Origin of the sequence: Streptomyces sp. NPDC015532 (assembly GCF_043078065.1) — a bacterium.
In the GTDB taxonomy this organism is placed as follows: domain Bacteria; phylum Actinomycetota; class Actinomycetes; order Streptomycetales; family Streptomycetaceae; genus Streptomyces.
In genome coordinates this window covers 102,097-119,999 of sequence record NZ_JBIBSY010000014.1, presented here as the reverse complement: position 1 = coordinate 119,999, position 17,903 = coordinate 102,097, and the positions used below count along the sequence as shown (strand labels likewise).

General features: G+C 72.5%; 13 protein-coding genes and 1 tRNA gene. 5 read left to right on the top strand and 9 right to left on the bottom strand.

Annotated features, from left to right (window positions below; genetic code table 11):
- Nucleotides 1-147 precede the first annotated feature (147 nt).
- Entirely contained in the window at nucleotides 148-1,203 is a 1,056-nt protein-coding gene (locus ACF07B_RS32705; protein ID WP_392181628.1) for a hypothetical protein, read from the bottom strand.
- Between the two features lie 261 nt (nucleotides 1,204-1,464).
- Here ACF07B_RS32705 and ACF07B_RS32700 point away from each other — a divergent pair, with 261 nt between their 5' ends.
- Complete coding sequence (locus ACF07B_RS32700) at nucleotides 1,465-1,659, top strand: hypothetical protein (protein WP_392181627.1); 195 nt, start codon at nucleotides 1,465-1,467, stop codon at nucleotides 1,657-1,659.
- 94 nt (nucleotides 1,660-1,753) lie between these two features.
- Here the strand turns inward: ACF07B_RS32700 and ACF07B_RS32695 are convergent, their stop codons facing one another.
- Nucleotides 1,754-4,801, bottom strand: coding sequence for a BTAD domain-containing putative transcriptional regulator (locus ACF07B_RS32695; protein ID WP_392181626.1), 3,048 nt, complete (start codon nucleotides 4,799-4,801; stop codon nucleotides 1,754-1,756).
- Between the two features lie 194 nt (nucleotides 4,802-4,995).
- Here ACF07B_RS32695 and ACF07B_RS32690 point away from each other — a divergent pair, with 194 nt between their 5' ends.
- Nucleotides 4,996-6,531 carry a hypothetical protein gene (locus ACF07B_RS32690; protein ID WP_392181625.1) on the top strand — a complete coding sequence of 512 codons (1,536 nt, stop codon included), beginning with the start codon at nucleotides 4,996-4,998 and terminating at the stop codon, nucleotides 6,529-6,531.
- Nucleotides 6,532-6,744: 213 nt separating this feature from the next.
- On the opposite strand, the gene ACF07B_RS32685 is transcribed toward ACF07B_RS32690, so the two are convergent.
- Both ACF07B_RS32685 and ACF07B_RS32680 read right to left on the bottom strand, forming a co-directional pair.
- Nucleotides 6,745-7,314, bottom strand: coding sequence for an RDD family protein (locus ACF07B_RS32685; RefSeq protein WP_392181624.1), 570 nt, complete (start codon nucleotides 7,312-7,314; stop codon nucleotides 6,745-6,747).
- Between the two features lie 998 nt (nucleotides 7,315-8,312).
- Nucleotides 8,313-8,386 (bottom strand) — tRNA-Thr (locus ACF07B_RS32680).
- A 240-nt stretch (nucleotides 8,387-8,626) separates the two neighbouring features.
- Between ACF07B_RS32680 and ACF07B_RS32675 the strand changes: the two genes are divergently transcribed.
- From ACF07B_RS32675 to ACF07B_RS32665, 3 genes are all read left to right on the top strand, one after another.
- Nucleotides 8,627-9,763, top strand: a complete 1,137-nt coding sequence (locus tag ACF07B_RS32675; protein WP_369485840.1) for an ABC transporter ATP-binding protein — start codon at nucleotides 8,627-8,629, stop codon at nucleotides 9,761-9,763.
- A 245-nt stretch (nucleotides 9,764-10,008) separates the two neighbouring features.
- Nucleotides 10,009-10,458: a hypothetical protein gene (locus tag ACF07B_RS32670; RefSeq protein WP_384243526.1), complete on the top strand. Its 450-nt coding sequence runs from the start codon at nucleotides 10,009-10,011 to the stop codon at nucleotides 10,456-10,458.
- Nucleotides 10,459-10,649: 191 nt separating this feature from the next.
- Nucleotides 10,650-11,381 (top strand): nucleotidyltransferase family protein, encoded by a 732-nt coding sequence (locus ACF07B_RS32665; RefSeq protein ID WP_362408718.1) that lies wholly within the window; start codon nucleotides 10,650-10,652, stop codon nucleotides 11,379-11,381.
- Nucleotides 11,382-11,628: 247 nt separating this feature from the next.
- On the opposite strand, the gene ACF07B_RS32660 is transcribed toward ACF07B_RS32665, so the two are convergent.
- The 5 genes from ACF07B_RS32660 to ispD all read right to left on the bottom strand — a co-directional run bounded on the left by ACF07B_RS32660 (nucleotide 11,629) and on the right by ispD (nucleotide 17,607).
- Complete coding sequence (locus tag ACF07B_RS32660; RefSeq protein ID WP_392181623.1) at nucleotides 11,629-13,338, bottom strand: DoxX family protein; 1,710 nt, start codon at nucleotides 13,336-13,338, stop codon at nucleotides 11,629-11,631.
- Between the two features lie 117 nt (nucleotides 13,339-13,455).
- Nucleotides 13,456-14,400, bottom strand: a complete 945-nt coding sequence (gene rlmB, locus ACF07B_RS32655) for a 23S rRNA (guanosine(2251)-2'-O)-methyltransferase RlmB (RefSeq protein ID WP_369484907.1) — start codon at nucleotides 14,398-14,400, stop codon at nucleotides 13,456-13,458.
- Between the two features lie 118 nt (nucleotides 14,401-14,518).
- Nucleotides 14,519-15,919, bottom strand: coding sequence for a cysteine--tRNA ligase (cysS, locus tag ACF07B_RS32650; protein ID WP_369484906.1), 1,401 nt, complete (start codon nucleotides 15,917-15,919; stop codon nucleotides 14,519-14,521).
- Nucleotides 15,920-16,322: 403 nt separating this feature from the next.
- Nucleotides 16,323-16,865 carry a 2-C-methyl-D-erythritol 2,4-cyclodiphosphate synthase gene (gene ispF, locus ACF07B_RS32645; RefSeq protein WP_392181622.1) on the bottom strand — a complete coding sequence of 181 codons (543 nt, stop codon included), beginning with the start codon at nucleotides 16,863-16,865 and terminating at the stop codon, nucleotides 16,323-16,325.
- Nucleotides 16,855-17,607, bottom strand: a complete 753-nt coding sequence (gene ispD, locus ACF07B_RS32640; protein ID WP_392181621.1) for a 2-C-methyl-D-erythritol 4-phosphate cytidylyltransferase — start codon at nucleotides 17,605-17,607, stop codon at nucleotides 16,855-16,857. Before ispD ends, ispF begins: the two co-directional genes overlap by 11 nt.
- Nucleotides 17,608-17,903 lie beyond the last annotated feature (296 nt).

Here is a 17,903-nt window from a genome sequence, read left to right as displayed (position 1 = left end):
CTTCCTGACGCGCGGCCGGAGCCACGCCGGACAGTGGTCGACGAAGCCGGGGACGTGGAGCCCGGTCAGGGCGCCCCGGACGGGCGGCGGCCACCGGCCGGAACGCTCTCCGGCCGGTGGCCGCCGCCGTGCGGCACGGACGGTTCCTCAGCTGTTGCCCCGGACCCGGCCGGTTCCGGAGCCGCCGGCGCCGTTCGTGTTGGTGCGCTGAACCAGCTGGGTCGTCCGGCGCTGCGGGCCGGTCGGCTCCCTCGACACGCCGGTCGCGACCGATTGCTGCCGTTGTGTCAGTTGCTGCCGCCCGGCAGGCAGGATCGGCGGCTGCTGCTGGTCCGCGGGCAGGGCCGAGGACGGCTGCGACGGCGCCGTGGAAGTGGCCGCGGAGGCCGGGGTCACCGTCGTACCGGAGCCCGCGGCCGGATCGGCGGGCGCCGGGTTCTTCTGCGCCTCCGGGGAGGTGTAGGACCACACGGCCGACCCGGCCTGAAACCCCGTGCCCGCCGACTGCCAGTGGTTCTGGGTGGACTGCGGGAGGGTCGTGTCGTTGCCGTAGCCGGCCGCCACGGCACCGCCGAGCCCCGCTATGGCGGCGGCTCCCTGTTTCAGGTAGGCGTTGTCACCGGTGTTGTAGTAGTTCACCCCGGCCTGGGCCAGGAAGGCGGCGTTCTTGACCCCCGCCAGCGCGACGCCCGCCATGTTGAGATGGTTGTTGTCGGTTCCCTTGCCCGCGGACTGGAGAATGAGCGGGACGGCTTCGTAGACGAAGCGCTTGATGTGCTCCCGGTTCTCGCTGATCCACTCCCCCGACTTCTGGCTCCACCGGTACACGGCGCTCTGCTGTGCGTCGGACGCGAGGAACGTCTGCGCCTCGACGTCGAAGACGCCCACCGGGTTCTGGAGCGGCGGGTCGGTGGCGGGGAGGGGCGGTGTGGTGGGCGGCGGAGTGGCCGCGAGGCTGGCCGCCGGACTGGCCGTGACAGCCACCGGGCTCGCCGACATGACCGGCGGGGTCACCGATACCGCCGGCGGGGTCACCGACACGGGCGGCGGGGTCACCGAGGTGGGCGGCAGGCCGGTGTTCGCCTGAAAGGTCGATGAGCCTGCCGCCGCCGTGAAACTGATCGTGGAGCCACCGCTCTGCGCGGTGGCGAAGGACTTGACGGAGCCTTCGCTGTCCGAGTTCGAGCCACTGTTGTCCGGCATGTGCGGACGTCCTTTCCTGCGTCGGGCGCGCTGGTCGGGGTGCCGCTTCCGCTCCCCGGTGCTCGTGTCCCCCGGTTCCCGCCCGTTCGGCCGGCGCGTCGCGTCACCCAGTCGTGGGGCTACAACGGCGACGTACCACCCGGGGGTTCAATCTCCGGCGCCCGCCATTGAACTGACGGACGTCCGCGCCCCGTTGTGCTGTCCGAACCCGTGTCGGCACCCGGCCGGCGCGGCCCGACCGAGAGATTCGGAGGTACGCGCATGTCCGCTGCCCCGGCACAGCGGTTCGCGGCGCAGGGCCTGCTGAAGCGCCGCCGGTCCACGCCCTCCCCGACGGGGTGCTACGACCGTGCCGACCCACCGCGTCCGGCCGACGGCGCCCCCTGGTTCCCCGACACCCCGCTGCCCCCGGGCCTGCTGCCACTGCCGAGCGGGTTCGAGCCGCGCGGGACCTGACTCTCGGCCTTCCCGCCATCCGCCCACCCAGCCGTACGCCCATCCCCCGTCCACCCAGCCCCCCATCCCCCCGATGCACCGAAGGAGACGTATGTCAGGCGGTCCGCTCCGGCTCGGCGGCACCCTCGCGGGCATCGGGCGGGGTGTCCTCCAGGCGGCCGAGCCGTTCGCGGACCTTCTCGGCGTCCGGATGGTCGAACTCCACGAAGATCGCCAGGGCCCGCCGCCAGCTCTCGCGCGCGGCCTCCGGTTCGTCGGCGTCCAGCTGGAGGTCCCCGAGGTTGCCCAGGGTGTGGCCCTCTCCCCAGCGGTTGCCGATGTCCCGGTGGGTCCTGAGCGCCTGAAGGTGGTACTCGACGGCGGCGCCGTGCCGCCCCAGACGGCGGTGGACGGTGCCGAGGATGTCGAGAGTGACGCCTTCGACCCAGCGGTTGCCGCCCGCGCGCAGGACGGCCAGGGCCCGCTCCAGGCAGTCGACGGCCTCCTCGAACCGGCCCTGCCGCTGGTAGGCGTCGCCCAGGTTGCTCAGGGAGATCCCCTCGCCCCAGGCGCCGCCGATGGCCCGCTCGATGGCCAGCCCCCGGCGGGTGTACTCGATGGCCTCGGTGAGCCGCCCGGACTGAAGATAGGCGTCGCCCAGGTTGGACACCGCCGCCCCTCTGCCGTCGTGGTCCCCGAGATCACGGTAGGCGACCATCGCCTGACGCAGATGGTCGATCGTCTCGCCGAGCCGGCCCGAGCCGCGCAGGGCCGCCGCCAGGTCGGCGAGCCCCTGGGCCTCGCCCCAGCGGTCGTGCGCGGCGCGGGCGGCGGCGAGCCCCACCCCGGCGGTGTCGAGCCAGTCGTGCCTGTGGCTGCGGAGGTAGAAGAACCCCCACAGGACGGCGGGCAGCCGCCAGGCGATACCGGGTTGCCCGGATGCGGCGGCCGTGTGCACGGCGCTGACCAGGTTGCCCCGCTCCCTCTCGCACCAGCCGAGCGCCTCGTCGTACGTCGTGAACTCCAGCGGCCGGCACAGCGGAGGCGGCGGGTCGAGGGGGATCGGGCGCCGGCGCGGGGTGATGTGCGGATAGGCGGCGTCCGCGGTGTGCAGATACCAGGAGAGCAGCCGTTCCAGCGCGAGGTCCCGCTCCCGCGGTTTCTCCTCGGCCCGGACCCGTTCGGCGGCGTACACCCGCAACAGGTCGTGCAGGGTGTAGCGGCCAGGGAAGTGCTCGGTGAGCAGATGGGCCCGGGTCAGCTCGACGAGGAGGCCGCGCGCCTCCCGCGACGGCAGCCCGGCGAGAGCGGCCGCGGCGGGCGCGGAGATGTCGGGCCCGGAGTGCAGGCTCAGCAGGTGGAAGAGGCGCGCGGCCGGAGCGGACAGCGCCTTGTACGACCAGGAGAAGACGGCCCGTACGTCCGTGGTGATGTCGTCGCCCCCGGTGAAGGCGTCGAGGCTGCCGTGGCTCTCGCGCAGCTCGTCGACGATGGCGCTGAGCGGGAATCCGGGGTGCGCGGCGGCGTGGGCGGCGACGATGGACAGCGCCAGCGGCAGCCGGGCGCACCGCGTGATGATCTCGTCGACCGCCCGCGGTTCGGCCGCCGGACGGCCGGTTCCGAGCCGGCGCGCCAGGAGGTCGTACGACTCGGACGGCGTCAGCTGGTCCAGGGTCAGCGGGTACGCGCCTTCCGCGGCGACCAGGCCGGTGAGCTGGTTGCGGCTGGTGACGATGACCAGGCAGCCGGGCGAGCCGGGCAGCAGCGGGCGGACCTGCTCGGTGTCGCGGGCGTTGTCGAGCAGGACGAGCACCCGGCGCCGGGCGAGCATGCTGCGGTAGAGCGCCGCCTGGGCGTCGAGACCGGCGGGGATCCGCATCGGGGGAACGCCGAGCGCGTCGAGGAAGGTGCGGATGGCGTCGTCCGGCGCCACCACCACGCCGGTCGGGTCGAAGCCGCGCAGGTTGACGTAGAGCTGTCCGTCGGGGAAGCGGCCGGCCATCTCGTGGGCCCAGTGCACGGCCAGGGTGGTCTTGCCTATGCCCGCCATGCCGCCGATCGCACCGATCACCACGGTGGCCGGGACGTCACCCACCCCGGGCAACAGGGCCCGTACGCGTTCGAGTTCCGCCTCCCGGCCGGTGAACGTCGGCAGATCAGCCGGAAGTTGGGCCGGAATCGCCGCGTGCGCACCGATCGGCGGGGCCGGCCGCGCGGGCGGTTCCGGTTCGGGCGGCCCGGGTTCGGGCGCCCGCGACACCCGCGACGGCCCCCCGTCCGGGACGGGCCCGCCGTCCGAGGACGAACCGCGGCCGAAGGACGACCCCGCGCCCAGGGGCGGCCCGGTCCCCGAGGGCGGCCCGACACCCGGTGGCGGCCCCAGGTCCAGGGACGGATCGGCGGCCAGGATGCGCTCGTGCAGGTCCTTCAGCGGTGCGCCGGGTTCGATGCCGAGCTCGGCCACCAGGGTGCCGCGCGTCCCCCGGTAGGCGGCCAGCGCCTCGGCCTGCCGCCCGGACCGGTACAGCGCCAGCATGAGCAGCCGGCACAGCCCTTCCCGCAGGGGAAACGTCCCGGCGAGCGAGACCAGTTCGGCGATCACCTCGGCGTGCCGTCCGAGCTCCACGTCGACGTCCAGCCGCAGCTCCAGCGCCGCCAGCCGCTGCTCGTCCAGCCGGGAACCCTCGGACCCGGCGAGCGGGCCGGGCACTCCCGCCAGCGCCGCTCCCTGCCAGCCGGCGAGCGCGGCGCGCAGCAGCTCGGCCGCCGCGGACGGATCACCGGCGGCGCGCAGTTTCCTGGCCTCGGTGACCCGCCGCTCGAACACCCCGAGATCCAGGGCGCCTTCGGGAATCCGGATCGCGTATCCGTCACCGACGGAGACGATCACCCGGGGAGCCGCGGCGGCGGCGCGTTCCGGTTCCAGCCCCTTGCGCAGACGCGACACGTAGGTCCGTACGACGGACACGGCGGCCGTCGGCGGTTCCTCGCCCCAGACGGCGTCGAGGAGTTCGCCGAGCATGACAGGGCGTCCCCGCCGCAGGAGCAGCGCCGCCAGCACCGCCCGTTGCTGCGGTGCGCCGACGTCCACCTCCCGCTCCCCGCGCCATGCCCGGACCGGCCCGAGCACGGCGAAACGCACGGATTCCTCGTAGGCGTTCACTCTCCGCACTCTACTGAACACCCCTTTCCGCTCAGGGCTGTTGGGCGTGTGCGAGGGGCCACACACAGCCTCCGTCTCCGCCTCGTTCCGCCCGGGATCTGAACCGTTCCCGGACGGCGTCCGTTGCGCTACGAGGACCCGACGCGACGAACCCGCCGGCACCACGCGGCCGGGTACGCCAGGAAGGAAGTGCCATGGGCCGGGGTGAACGGACACCCGAACCGACCACGGAGGACACCGCCCCACCCGGGATCCCGGCAGATCCCGGCACGCCGGGTTCCTCGGGGGACGCGTCCGGGCGGCCTCCCCGCTTCGCGGTGGTCATCTCCGGCGACGGCTCGGCCGTCATCGACGGTGAACCCGTACCGGCGGCGGACGGGACACCGGTCGACGCCGCGATCCTCGACACGCTCCAGGGTTACGCACGGGACCGCGGCACCACCGTGACCGCCACGGTCTCGGACCCCTCCGCGGGATACGTGGCGTGCGTCGAGGTGGCCCCGGACGGTTCGAGCACCCTCGTGGACCAGCGGGACGAACGGGAAGCCCCGCCGACCGCCGAAGGGTCCGAGTCGGAAGCCGAAGCCGAAGCCGAAGCCGGAGCCGGAGCCGGAGCCGGAGCCGAGCGGAACGACCTCGCGTACGACGAGGACGACGCGGCCGACGAGGCCGACAGCTCCGGAACCCAGGATGCCTCCGGAACCCCCGCGGGCTCGGGAACCCAGGATGCCTCCGGAACCCCCGCGGGCTCGGGAACCCAGGATGCCTCCGGAACCCCCGCGGGCCCCGGATTCCCCCTCGCCCGGACCGCCCCGCAGTCGGTACGCCGGTCCGGGGCGCGCCAGTCGGACGACGAGTACGCGGGGCCGGGCCTGCTGCACAGGCCACTGGTCGTCGGGCCGGTGGCCCTCGTCGCGGCCGCCCTCGTCATCGTTCCGCTGGCCATGCTGGGCAGCGGTGGATCGGGCGACGGCGGGCACCGGACAGAAGCCGCCCGGTCGGCCGACGGGAGCAGTGAGAGCCCGCAGGCAGGCAGGTCGGGGCCCGTCTCCACCTCGACGGTGAGCGTCCCGCCGCCCAGCCCCAGCCCCTCGGCGTCGCCGTTCGCCGAACCGAAGGAGTCGAAGGGCGCTGAGGGCGCGAAGGGCTCCGGGACAGCGAAGGGCCCGGGAAACGGCGCGGGGGCCGTCGTCACCGTGACCGCCACGCCGCCGCGGGCCACCGTGACCGCGAAGCCCGCGCAGGACACCGCCGCCACCGCCGTGAGCCGTCTGGCCCGCGACGATCCCTCGGGCCGGCACATCTGCTACCGCGCCTACGTCTCCGGACAGGGCTGGCAGAAGCCCGTGTGCGACGGCACGATGGCCGGCACCTCGGGCCGGAACCATCCGGTCAAGGCCCTCAACATCGCGGTCTCGGGCAGCGGGGGCTCGGCCGCGAACGCCTTCGTCCAGGACCCCGGCTCGTCCGACGGGCGCGGAAAATGGGAACCGCGGTGGACAGCGGTGATCGCCGACGGCAGGAACAACTACATCGGCGGCACGAAGAGCGGCGCCCCAATCATGTCGGGCTTCGCCATCAACATCGGCAGCGGCCGCATCTGCCAGACGACCAAGGTCCACGGCTCCGACTGGGGAACGCAGGACTGCGCCGACGCCCGCCCCGGCTTCGTCTTCGGCGGCGCCCTGGAGAACGACCGCTGGCTCGAAGCGGTCAAGTTCACCGTCTGAGGCTTCGCAGCACCGGCTCACACCGCGCTCGGCGACACAGGCCCGGCCTGCGACTGCGCGGCTCATGGCCGTGCGGCTCATGGCCGTGCGACTCACGCTTGCGCGGCTCATGGCCGTGCGGCCTGCGGCTGCTCGACCTCCGGCCGGGGCGTACCGGTCTTCCGGTACGCCCCGGCCGGGCGGCGGGGAGGTGATGCTCAAACGGTGCGACGCTCAGACGGTGCGCCTGACGACGACCGTGTCGGCCATGGAGTCCACCAGGCTCTGCTTCTCGCTGCCGCAGACCTTGAACAGGTTGACCCAGGCGAGGATGCTCAGCGTGATCCCGCTGAGGAAGCTCAGCACCAGGCCGCCCAGCAGGAAGTTGCGGACGAACATGTCGCCCCAGGTCAGCCGGGCGCCGGTGTCCTTCTTCACGATGGTCAGGCCCAGGATCTTCTGGCCCGGGTTCGCCGCGTCGGTGGACCAGGTGACCATGGCCCAGACCAGCCAGCCGATGCCCAGGGTGACGACCATCAGCAGGAGGTTCAGCAGGTAGGCGCCGAACCGCGCGCCGGCGCCCACGCGCAGCTCCTTCGGCACGGTCTGCGCGACGTACACGGCGTAACCCGGCGCGTGGACCGGGACGACGGGCACTCCGTAACCGGCGGGCGCGACCGGAGCGGGCCCGAAGCCCGGCGCCTGCGTCGCGGCCGGCCCGGCCGCAGCCTCGGGGGCGGGGCGGACCGGGGCGTCGGGGGCGGGGTGGACCGGGGCGTCGGCGGACGTCTTGTCCATGTTCATGGCATTGCTCCTCAGAGGGTCGAGATATTCGGGGGTCTGCGGAAAAGGGGCTCGCGGGGTGGTGCCGCTCCGGCAACGGCGGGCCAGGGGCGGTGCGGCGCCCTGCGACGGGACGCACGGGACCGGACCCCTCGGCGGTCACGGAGCGGCGAGTGGACGACAGCCGGAGCCCGCTCACCGTCGGGAGTCGCCCGGAGTCGCGGCCGGGGCCGTGGCGCACGGTGGTCGCGGGTGCCGGAGAGACCGAAGGTCACCGAGAAGGGCGGGCGCGGGCGCCCTCCCGCTTCCCCTCGGTGCCTCCACCGGCGGCCAGGGGGCCGGAGTTCACGCTCCCGACGGCCAACGCGCCGGGACGGAGGGCGAGTTCGGCGGTGCCGTCCCCGGCGCGGGCGCCACACCCGACACCGGCGTGGTCGGCGCGCCGGCCGACAGGGCGGGAGCGACCGGCGCCCCACAACTGCCGCAGAACGCGAGGCCTGCGGCCATCGGTCCGGCGCAGGACGAACAGGTGCTCATGGATTCCCTGGAGGACGGGCGGCCCGAGGGGCCTACGGGCGGAATCGCGTGAACTCCCCCGACCACCCGGACGCTTCACGGAACCGGGCGCCGGGTGGGGGAACCGGCATGCGGCACGCGGTCCGCCGATGCGACCGCGCCATGAGCGCCGAACCGACAAGGAGGTGCTTCACGTTGTGAAGATCCCGTGGTTGATGCGTGAACCAATTGATAGCAGCCCTGAGTGACTCATGCAATATGCATGAGTCACCAATACGCCGCTGACCGGCGCAAACGTGGCGCCACCTCTCCACCGCGCCCCACCCACCACCACGACCGCGCCACCCTGACGGCCTTCACATTCCCGCCCGCGCACCATGCGCCCGCGCACCATGGCGCACCATCACCCGCCCGCCGGCATCACCCCCGCTGCCGCACCCGCCGCCGCGCCCACGGAACGCAAAAGCCCGGCTCGGACAAAGTCCGAGCCGGGCCTGAAGCGGAGCCCCCTGTCGGATTCGAACCGACGACCTACGCATTACAAGTGCGTTGCTCTGGCCATCTGAGCTAAGGAGGCCTGCCCGCGCGCGTGAGGCGTGCGTGCCCGTGCAGTGTACCCACGTCACAGCGGGGAGCCGTCGGGAGTTTCCGCGAACTTCACCGGCCCCGGGGTGCTGACAGAACACATGAACGCCAGGTAGCGTCCTGACCCAGTTCACCCATATGGACTACACCACTATGAGCGTTTCTGTAGTGGTTCACCACCTTTACAACGGATCGTCCGGCACGTTCCTGCCGGTGAAGGGGGCCCCTCACCATGGCCACTGTCTCGTTCAACAAGGCGACCCGCATCTACCCGGGTGGCGACAAGCCCGCCGTCGACCAGCTCGAGCTCGACGTCGCGGACGGCGAGTTCCTCGTCCTCGTCGGCCCCTCCGGCTGCGGAAAGTCCACCTCCCTGCGCATGCTCGCGGGTCTCGAGGACGTCAACGGCGGATCGATCCACATCGGCGACCGCGACGTCACGCACCTGCCGCCCAAGGACCGGGACATCGCCATGGTGTTCCAGAACTACGCGCTGTACCCGCACATGACCGTCGCCGACAACATGGGCTTCGCGCTCAAGATCGCCGGCGTCAACAAGACCGAGATCCGCCAGAAGGTCGAGGACGCGGCGAAGATCCTCGACCTCACCGAGTACCTCGGCCGCAAGCCGAAGGCCCTCTCCGGCGGCCAGCGCCAGCGTGTCGCCATGGGCCGCGCGATCGTGCGTGAGCCCCAGGTCTTCCTCATGGACGAGCCGCTGTCGAACCTCGACGCCAAGCTCCGCGTGTCGACGCGTACGCAGATCGCCTCGCTCCAGCGCCGCCTCGGCATCACCACGGTGTACGTCACCCACGACCAGGTCGAGGCCATGACCATGGGCGACCGTGTGGCCGTGCTCAAGGACGGTCTGCTCCAGCAGGTCGACTCGCCGCGCAACATGTACGACCGCCCGGCCAACCTCTTCGTCGCCGGCTTCATCGGCTCCCCGGCCATGAACCTGGTCGAGGTCCCGATCACCGACGGCGGCGTGAAGTTCGGCAACAGCGTCGTCCCGGTCAGCCGCGAGGCCCTCTCGGCCGCCGCCGACAGGGGCGACCGCACGGTCACCGTCGGCGTCCGCCCCGAGCACTTCGACGTCGTCGAGCACAACGGCGAGGCCGCCAAGTCGCTCTCCAAGGACACCGAGGACGCCCCGGCCGGTCTCGCCGTCTCCGTGAACGTCGTCGAGGAGCTCGGCGCCGACGGTTACGTCTACGGCTCCGCCAAGGTCGACGACGACCTCAAGGACCTCGTCGTCCGCGTCAGCGGCCGCGCGGTCCCTGACAAGGGCGCCACGCTGCACGTCGTGCCGCGTCCGGGCGAGATCCACGTGTTCTCCACCTCGACGGGCGAGCGTCTGTCCGACTGACGTCCGCGTCATCCGGGCGAAAGCCCTCACCCCGTAAGGGTTGAATTCACCCACGTTGACGAAGAGGGCCCCGCGGCCGACCGCGGGGCCCTCTTCGTTGTCGACAAATACCCCGGCAGACCGGGCATTTCGACCCTCTTACGATAGCCGCGCGTCAACCCGCTACCCAGAAAAACCAACTTCTCCGTCCCCCGAACTGGTGACTAAATGTCGCCAAATCATCACCCCGCGCTACCCTCACTCGCGTGAAGCACTCCACCACTAAGCAGCGGACCGGGCGTGGCCGTGGCCCCGCCCGCCAGATCGGCCGCACCCTCGCCCTCGTTCTGCCTGTCGTCCTGGTGCTCTCCGGGACTCTCGCGGTCACCCAAGTCAACTGGTCGGGGAATCCCTCGAGCTCGGTGCTCACCGCGTCCTCCGAGGAGGTCTCGACGCGAGCCGTCTCCCGCGCCCCGCAGGACGTCCTGCGCGACAGGCTTCTCCTGGAGCTCCAGGAGAAGAACCCGGGCGTGGCCCTGACCCACCTCCAGCAGGCGGTGAACGGCCGTCCGTCGCTCGCGAAGCACTGCGTCACCATCGCCCGCGCCCTCGGCCGCGCCGCGGTCCGCGCGTACGGGCCGACGCGCGCCCAGTCCTTCGCCCGGCCCGTCTGCGACACGGCGTTCGCCTCGGGGGTGGCGGCCACCCATTCCTGAGGTCACCGCACCCGGCCCGCACCTGGCCCCCGTAGGTGCGCCCGGCCCGGACCCGCACCCCGGGCCGGTTCCCCTCGGAGAGCACAGCCTCCTCCGAGGGGTGCAGCCCTTCACGGCCACCCGCGGTAACAGCCGGTTAAGGAACGGTTGCCGCGGGAAAGCGCGTGCGGGGCGCCACGTACAGTTCGAACATGACCGATCCGAACGCCGCGTCGCGCCCCGTTCAAGCCGTCGTCCTGGCCGGCGGCCAGGGTTCCCGGCTGCGTCCCTACACCGACGACCGGCCCAAGCCGATGGTCGAGATCCCCGGCACCGGGACACCGATCATCGGCCACCAGCTCACCTGGCTCGCCGAAGAAGGCGTGACCGACGTCGTCGTCTCCTGCGGTCACCTCGCCGACGTCCTCCAGAAGTGGCTGGACTCGGCCGACCTTCCGCTCAACGTCACGACGGTCGTCGAGACGGAGCCCCTCGGCCGCGGCGGCGGCCTCAAGTACGCCGCCGCACGTCTGCCGCACCCCGACCTGCCCTGGTACGCGACGAACGGTGACATCTGGACCCGTTTCTCGCTGCGCGACATGGCGGACTTCCACGCCGAGCGCGACGCCGTCGCCACGCTCGCGCTGGCCCGCCCGCGCATTCCGTGGGGCGCCGTCAAGACGGACGGCTTCGGTCACATCACGGACTTCATCGAGGCCCCGCCCTCCACCTTCGAGATCAACGCGGGCGTCTACGTCTTCTCGCCCGAGTTCACCGACATGCTCCCCGAGCGCGGCGACCACGAGCGCACCACGTTCCCGCGCCTGGCCCGCGAACGCCGGCTGTCCGGCTTCCCCATCCCGCAGGGCGCCTACTGGCGCGCCATCGACACCGCCAAGGACCTCACGGAGGCGGCGAAGGAACTCGCGGCCCTGGGCCGCTAGAGACGCCCGCACGGCCCTACGGGAGCCACGGGCGGCCACGCACCCCCACACGCGGTCCAAGGGCCCTGCGCTCCCGGTCCAGGGCCATGCGCTCGGGCACGGACGCGGACGCGGACGCGGACAAGCCGAGCTCTACGAGACCGTGGGCGCGACGCACGACAGCACGACGGCAGGGCCCCGCACATCCGTGTGCGGGGCCCTGCCGTCGTCGCCTCCGGCCCGGCGGGCCTCGCGCGTCGGTGGGATGTCAGCCCAGCAAGCCGCCCACCAGGCCCGGCTGACCGGTGGACGAGCCGCCGCCGGTGGAGGGGCCGCTCCCGGTACCCGTGCCTCCGGTGCTGCCGGTGCCGCCGCCGCTGCCGCCGGTCGACGAGCCGCCGCTGCTGGAGGGGCCCGCGCTGGTGCTCGGCGCCCCGCCGACCGGCGAGGACTGCTGGGGCGGGGCCTGACCGCTGCCCTGGGTCTGGCTGGGCTGCTGCCCGCCGCCGGACGGGCCGGTCTCCTGGGTCGCGCCCGGCGTGCCGGCCGTGTGCGACGGGGTCGCGGAGCTGCTCCGGGTGGGCGCCTCGGAGGCCGAGGGGGTGGCCTTCCGGTGCCGTTCGCCGGGCGTCTCGGGAAGCGGGGAACCGGGCAGTTCGTTGCGCGGGGCCTCGCCGGGACCGGGGACCACGATCCGGCTGGAGTCGCGGACGGCGCCGCCGAGGAGCGACCCGATGAGCAGCGTCAGTCCGACGACGACGGCCGTGAGCAGCGCGCCGCGCCGCAGCACGCGGGCACGCAGGTCCCAGATGTCGGCGCGCGGCCCGAGCGTGCGCCAGGCCTCGCTGGAGAGCCGCCCGTCGGCGGAGTAGACCGGGGCACCCGCGATGATCAGCGGGGACCAGGCGGCCAGGTAGATGATGTCGGGCGTGTCGTACACGGGCACCGTCTTCCAGCTGACGGTGACGATGAGCGCCGCCGACAGCGTCGCGCCGACGACGGCCGCCACCCGCTGCCACAGCCCGAGGACGGTGAGAACGCCGACGATGACCTGGAAGAAGGCGATGACGAGTCCGGAGCCGACGGGGTGCTGGAGCGCGAACTGCCGCAGCGGCTCGGCGACTTCCCACGGGTGGAGCGTGTTGAGCCACTTCACCATGGAGCCGCGCTTGCCGCCGTCGAAGTAGACGGGGTCGCAGAGCTTGCCCATGCCGGCGTAGACGGAGATGAATCCGAGGAAGACGCGCAGCGGGAGCAGCACGACGCCGAGGTTCATCCGGCGCCCGGGGTGATAGGCGTGCCGGACCGAGTCGGAGCCGCGCCGCCTGACGGGGGCGTCGCCCGCCTCCGTGTCGTAGCCGTCGTCCTCGTAGCCGTCGTCCCCGAAGTCGGCGTCCGTGTAGGCGTGTTCGCCGTAGGGCGGACCGCCGTACCGCGGTTCGTCGTAGGCGCTGCCCACGCTGCGCATCTGGGGCAGCAGCCGCTGCTCCTCGCCGAGGGGGGCGCGCGGGCTGCCGACGAGGGGCGTCTCGACCGTGTCGACGGTCAGGTCGCCCGCGTAGCCCGGCTGTTCGCCGATGCGCGGGATCACCCGGGTCGAACCGCCGTCGGGCGTCGGCCCGGTGGAGCCGTGGGGTACGCCCGCGCTCCGTACGGCCTGGAGCAGGCGGTGGGCGCCGGTGTCGTCCGGCGCGGACTTGCCGCTCCAGACGACGGGCGCGCGGCGACGGGCCCCGCCGGCCGGAGCGGCCCCGCCCGGCCGGCCCGGCGCACCGGCGCCGGGAGAGCCCGGGTGCCGCGCGATGCGCGGGGACTGGCCCCGTGACGCACCCGCCAACTGGACGCGGAAGCTCGCATGGTTGACGATGACCTGCGCCGGATCGCTCGGCACCTTCACCATGCTCAGCGCGGGAACGTCGTCGAATCCCGACGAGCGGTCCCCCGTGGGTGTGCGGGGTGTTCTGGTGTCCACACTCATCTAACCGAGTGACGTGTGGTTAGGACACTGCTTTGACCACGCCGAACTGTCCGGACCGCGTCAAGATCGTTCCGAACACCCCGATCACACCACGAGGATGACCTCCCGCACGTCCGTTCAGGCCCGGCGGCGCGCCGCCTCGTACAGCACAACTCCCGCCGCGACACCGGCGTTCAGCGACTCCGCGCCACCGGGCATCGGGATCCGCACCCGGAAGTCGCAGGTCTCGCCGACGAGCCGGGACAGGCCCTTGCCCTCGCTGCCGACGACGATGACGACGGGGCCGCCCAGCGCTTCCAGGTCACCGACCTCGACCTCGCCGTCCGCGGCCAGGCCGACCACCACGAGCCCGGCCTTCTTGTACGACTCCAGGGCCCGCGTCAGGTTGGCGGCGCGCGCGACGGGCGTACGGGCGGCGGCACCGGCCGACGTCTTCCAGGCACCGGCGGTCATGCCGGCCGCGCGCCGCTCGGGCACGACGACGCCGTGGCCGCCGAAGGCCGAGGCGGAACGGACGACGGCACCGAGGTTGCGCGGGTCGGTCACCCCGTCGAGGGCGACGATGAGCGGGTCCTGGCCCTCGTCGTACGCGGCGGCGGCGAGGTCCTCGGGGTGCGCGTACTCGTACGGCGGGACCTGGAGGACGAGGCCCTGGTGGTTGAGCCCGTTGGTCATGCGGTCCAGCTCGGGACGCGGGGCCTCCATCAGGTGGATGCCGCCGCGTTCGGCGACGAGCTGGAGCGCCTCGCGGACCCGCTCGTCGTTGTCGATGAACTGCTGCACGTACAGCGTCATCGCGGGGACGCCCTCGCGCAGCGCCTCGACGACGGAGTTGCGCCCGACGACCATCTCGGACGTGCCCTTGCCGCCACGGCCCTTGGGGTGCGCGGCGCGGCGGACGATCTGCTTCGCCTTGGCGTTGGCGACGCGGTTCTTCTTGTGGCCCTTGCGCGCCTCGGCGGGCGGGGTCGGACCCTTGCCTTCCAGGCCCCGGCGTCGCTGGCCGCCACTGCCGACCTGCGCGCCCTTCTTGCCGGACATGCGGCGGTTGTTAGCAGCCATGACCTACCTGTCTGTGTGAGACGTGCGTGCGTACGTAATGAAGTGTGCCGCCCGGAGGTCCGGGCGGCACAATCGATCAAGGCCGACCGAGGTCGGCCGGGACCGCCGGAGCGGATGCTCAGCGCGGTCCGAGCGTCCAGCGCGGCCCCTGCGGGCTGTCCTCGATGACCAGGCCGGACTGGTTGAGCTGGTCGCGGATGGCGTCCGCGGCGGCCCAGTCCTTGCGGCCCCGGGCGGCCTCGCGCTGGCCGAGGACCAGATGGACGAGAGTGTCGACGACCCCGTGCAGATCGTCGCCGCGGTCGTTCTCCTCGGCCCACTGCGGGTCGAGCGGGTCGAGTCCGAGGACGCCGAGCATGGCGCGTACCTCGGCGAGGCGGGCGACGGCGGCTTCCTTGTCGTCGGCGGCCAGGGCGGAGTTCCCCTGCCGGACCGTCGTGTGCACGATCGCGAGAGCCTGCGGGACACCCAGGTCGTCGTCCATCGCCTCGGCGAACGCGGGCGGCACCTCGACGGCCGGCTCGACGACGCCTCCGGCCTTCTCGACCACCCGCTGCACGAAGCCCTCGATGCGCGCGAACGCCGACTCGGCGTCACGCAGGGCGCCTTCGCTGTACTCGATCATCGAGCGGTAGTGCGGGGTGCCGAGGTAGTAGCGCAGCACGATGGGACGCCACACCTTGGTCATGTGAGAGACGAGGACCGAGTTCCCGAGGGACTTCGACATCTTCTCGCCGCTCAGGGTGACCCAGGCGTTGTGCACCCAGTACTTCGCGAACTCGTCCCCGAAGGCCTTGGCCTGCGCGATCTCGTTCTCGTGGTGCGGGAAGATCAGGTCGATCCCGCCGCCGTGGATGTCGAAGGCGGTGCCCAGGTACTTGTGGGCCATGGCCGAGCACTCCAGGTGCCAGCCCGGACGGCCGCGGCCCCAGGGCGTCTCCCAGCTCGGCTCGCCCGGCTTCACGGCCTTCCACATGGCGAAGTCACGCGGGTCGCGCTTGCCGGTCTCGCCCTCGCCAGACGGCTGGAGCAGGTTGTCGAGCTCCTGGTTGGAGAGCTGGAGATACCCGTCGTACGACCGCACGTCGAAGTAGACGTTCCCGTCGGCCGCGTACGCGTGACCGCGCTCGATGAGCCCGCGCATCATCTCGATCATCTCGGGGATGTGACCGGTGGCACGCGGCTCGTACGTGGGCGGCAGGCAGCCGAGCACGTCGTAACCGTCGTTGAAGGCGCGCTCGTTGTCGTAGCCGATGGACCACCAGGGGCGGCCCTGCTCGGCCGACTTCTCGATGATCTTGTCGTCGATGTCCGTGACGTTCCGGATGAACGTCACGTCGTAGCCGCGGTAGGCGAACCACCGGCGCATGATGTCGAAGTTGAGGCCCGAGCGGATGTGCCCGATGTGCGGTGCGGCCTGTACGGTCGCGCCACAGAGGTAGATCGAGACGCAACCCGGCACGAGCGGGGTGAAGTCACGGATCTGCCGGGCGCTGGTGTCGTACAGGCGAATAGTCACCACTCCAGGGTAGTGGGCCCCGGGCAGTGCCCCGCGCCCCTTTCCGCGGCAAGGCCACGTATTCGTGACATACGGAGGGACCGCGCCGCCCGTCGGGTGTCCCGGGACGGGCCTTTCGGGCGAACGGCGGGCGGACCGGGGAGCGTCGGGGCAATCCCCGCCCCGGTACACGACCGCCCGGACGGCGGTATCAACCACCCCGGACAGCGCCCCCGGCACACCCGGACGGCCGGCGCACCCGCTCCGCCCGGGCGGCCGCGTCGACCACCTCGGACAGCGGCTTCGGTACACCCGGACGGCCGGTGCTCCCACTCCGCCCGCGTGACCGTGTCAACCACCCCGGACGACGGTCCCGGCACACCCGGACAGCCGGTGCTCCCGCTCCGCCGGGCGGACGCTGATCTCAGTGGGTCCGTACGACCAGTGCCGTGGCGACCGCCATCAGGCCCTCGTCGCGGCCCGGGAACCCGAGCCCGTCCGTCGTGGCGCCCGACACCGACACCGGCGCCCCCACCGCGTCCGACAGGATCTTCTGGGCCTCGTCCCGCCGCTTGCCGATCTTCGGACGGGGTCCGACGACCTGGACCGCGACATTGCCGACGACGAAGCCGGCCTCGCGGACGATCCGCGCCGCCTCCGTCAGCAGCACGACCCCCGACGCCCCGGACCACTCCGGGCGTCCGGTGCCGAAGTGGGCCCCGAGGTCACCGAGGCCCGCCGCCGAGAAGAGCGCGTTGCAGGCGGCGTGCGCGACGACGTCGGCGTCGGAGTGCCCGGCGAGTCCGGGCCCCTGCCCCTCCCACTTCAGGCCGGCGCACCACAGCTCCCGCCCTTCCTCGAAGGCGTGGATGTCGGTGCCGATCCCGACCAGCGGGAGCACCATGCCCTGGACGGAACCCTGGCCATGTCCCGGCCCGGCCGTCCCCTCCGGTGTCTCAGAACCCATCGTTGAGCCTCCGCCGCGCGAGAACCGCCTCCGCCAGCACCAGATCCAGCGGACGCGTCACCTTGAAGGCCTCCTCGTGTCCCGGCACGACCACGACCCGCACGCCCAGCTGCTCGGCCATGCTCGCGTCGTCGGTCACGTTGTCGGTGACGGTCTCGTGGGCCCGTACCAGCGTCTCGCGGTCGAAGCCCTGGGGCGTCTGCACCGCACGCAGCCGCGCCCGCTCGGGGGTGGCCACGACCGGCTCGGCCTCCCCGGCGACGGCCGCGGGCTCGACCTCCTTGACGGTGTCGGTGAGCGGCAGCGCCGGCACGACGGCCGGAGCCCCGTCCCGTACGGCCTCGATGACGGCGTCCACGGTGTCCACGGGGACGAGCGGCCGGGCCGCGTCGTGCACCAGCACGATGTCGATGCCGGGCGGCAGCGCGTCGAGGCCGTACTTCACGGACTCCTGGCGGCTGTCACCGCCCGGGACGACGAGAAAGTCGGTGCGCTCGGGCAGCGCGTGCGCGTCGAGCAGCGTCTTGACCTCGGCCGTGCCGTCCGGCGGAGCCACGACGACGACCAGGGAGACCGCGCGCGACGCGGCCATCGCGCGGACGGCGTGGATGAGCATGGGCGTGCCGTTCAGCGCGCGGAGCGCCTTGGGGGCGCCCGGACCGAGGCGCACACCTCGTCCGGCGGCCGGAATCACGGCGGCGGTGCGGGCCTCCGGCGGCGAAGGGAGCGAAACGTCAGACATCGGTTCCTGTCAGGTTTGTGTGCTCGACCTGGATGGGTATGGCCTGGGGGTACCCCCTGCTCGGAGAGCCGGGGGAACGCCGGGCGCGACGCCTTGACCGGACCCTTCCGTGACATCCGGTCAAGTTCGACCGCCCGGGTCGGTGTCCCAAGTATCGGTTACGCCGGTATACCGCGGGAAAGCCGATGCCGGGTGAACGTCCGGTAGACCGAATGGGTGCGGGTACGAACATGCCGCAGCGCCCGGCGACAGCAATTTGGCAATTGCGTCATCGGGCACCGCGGCATTTCATTGCG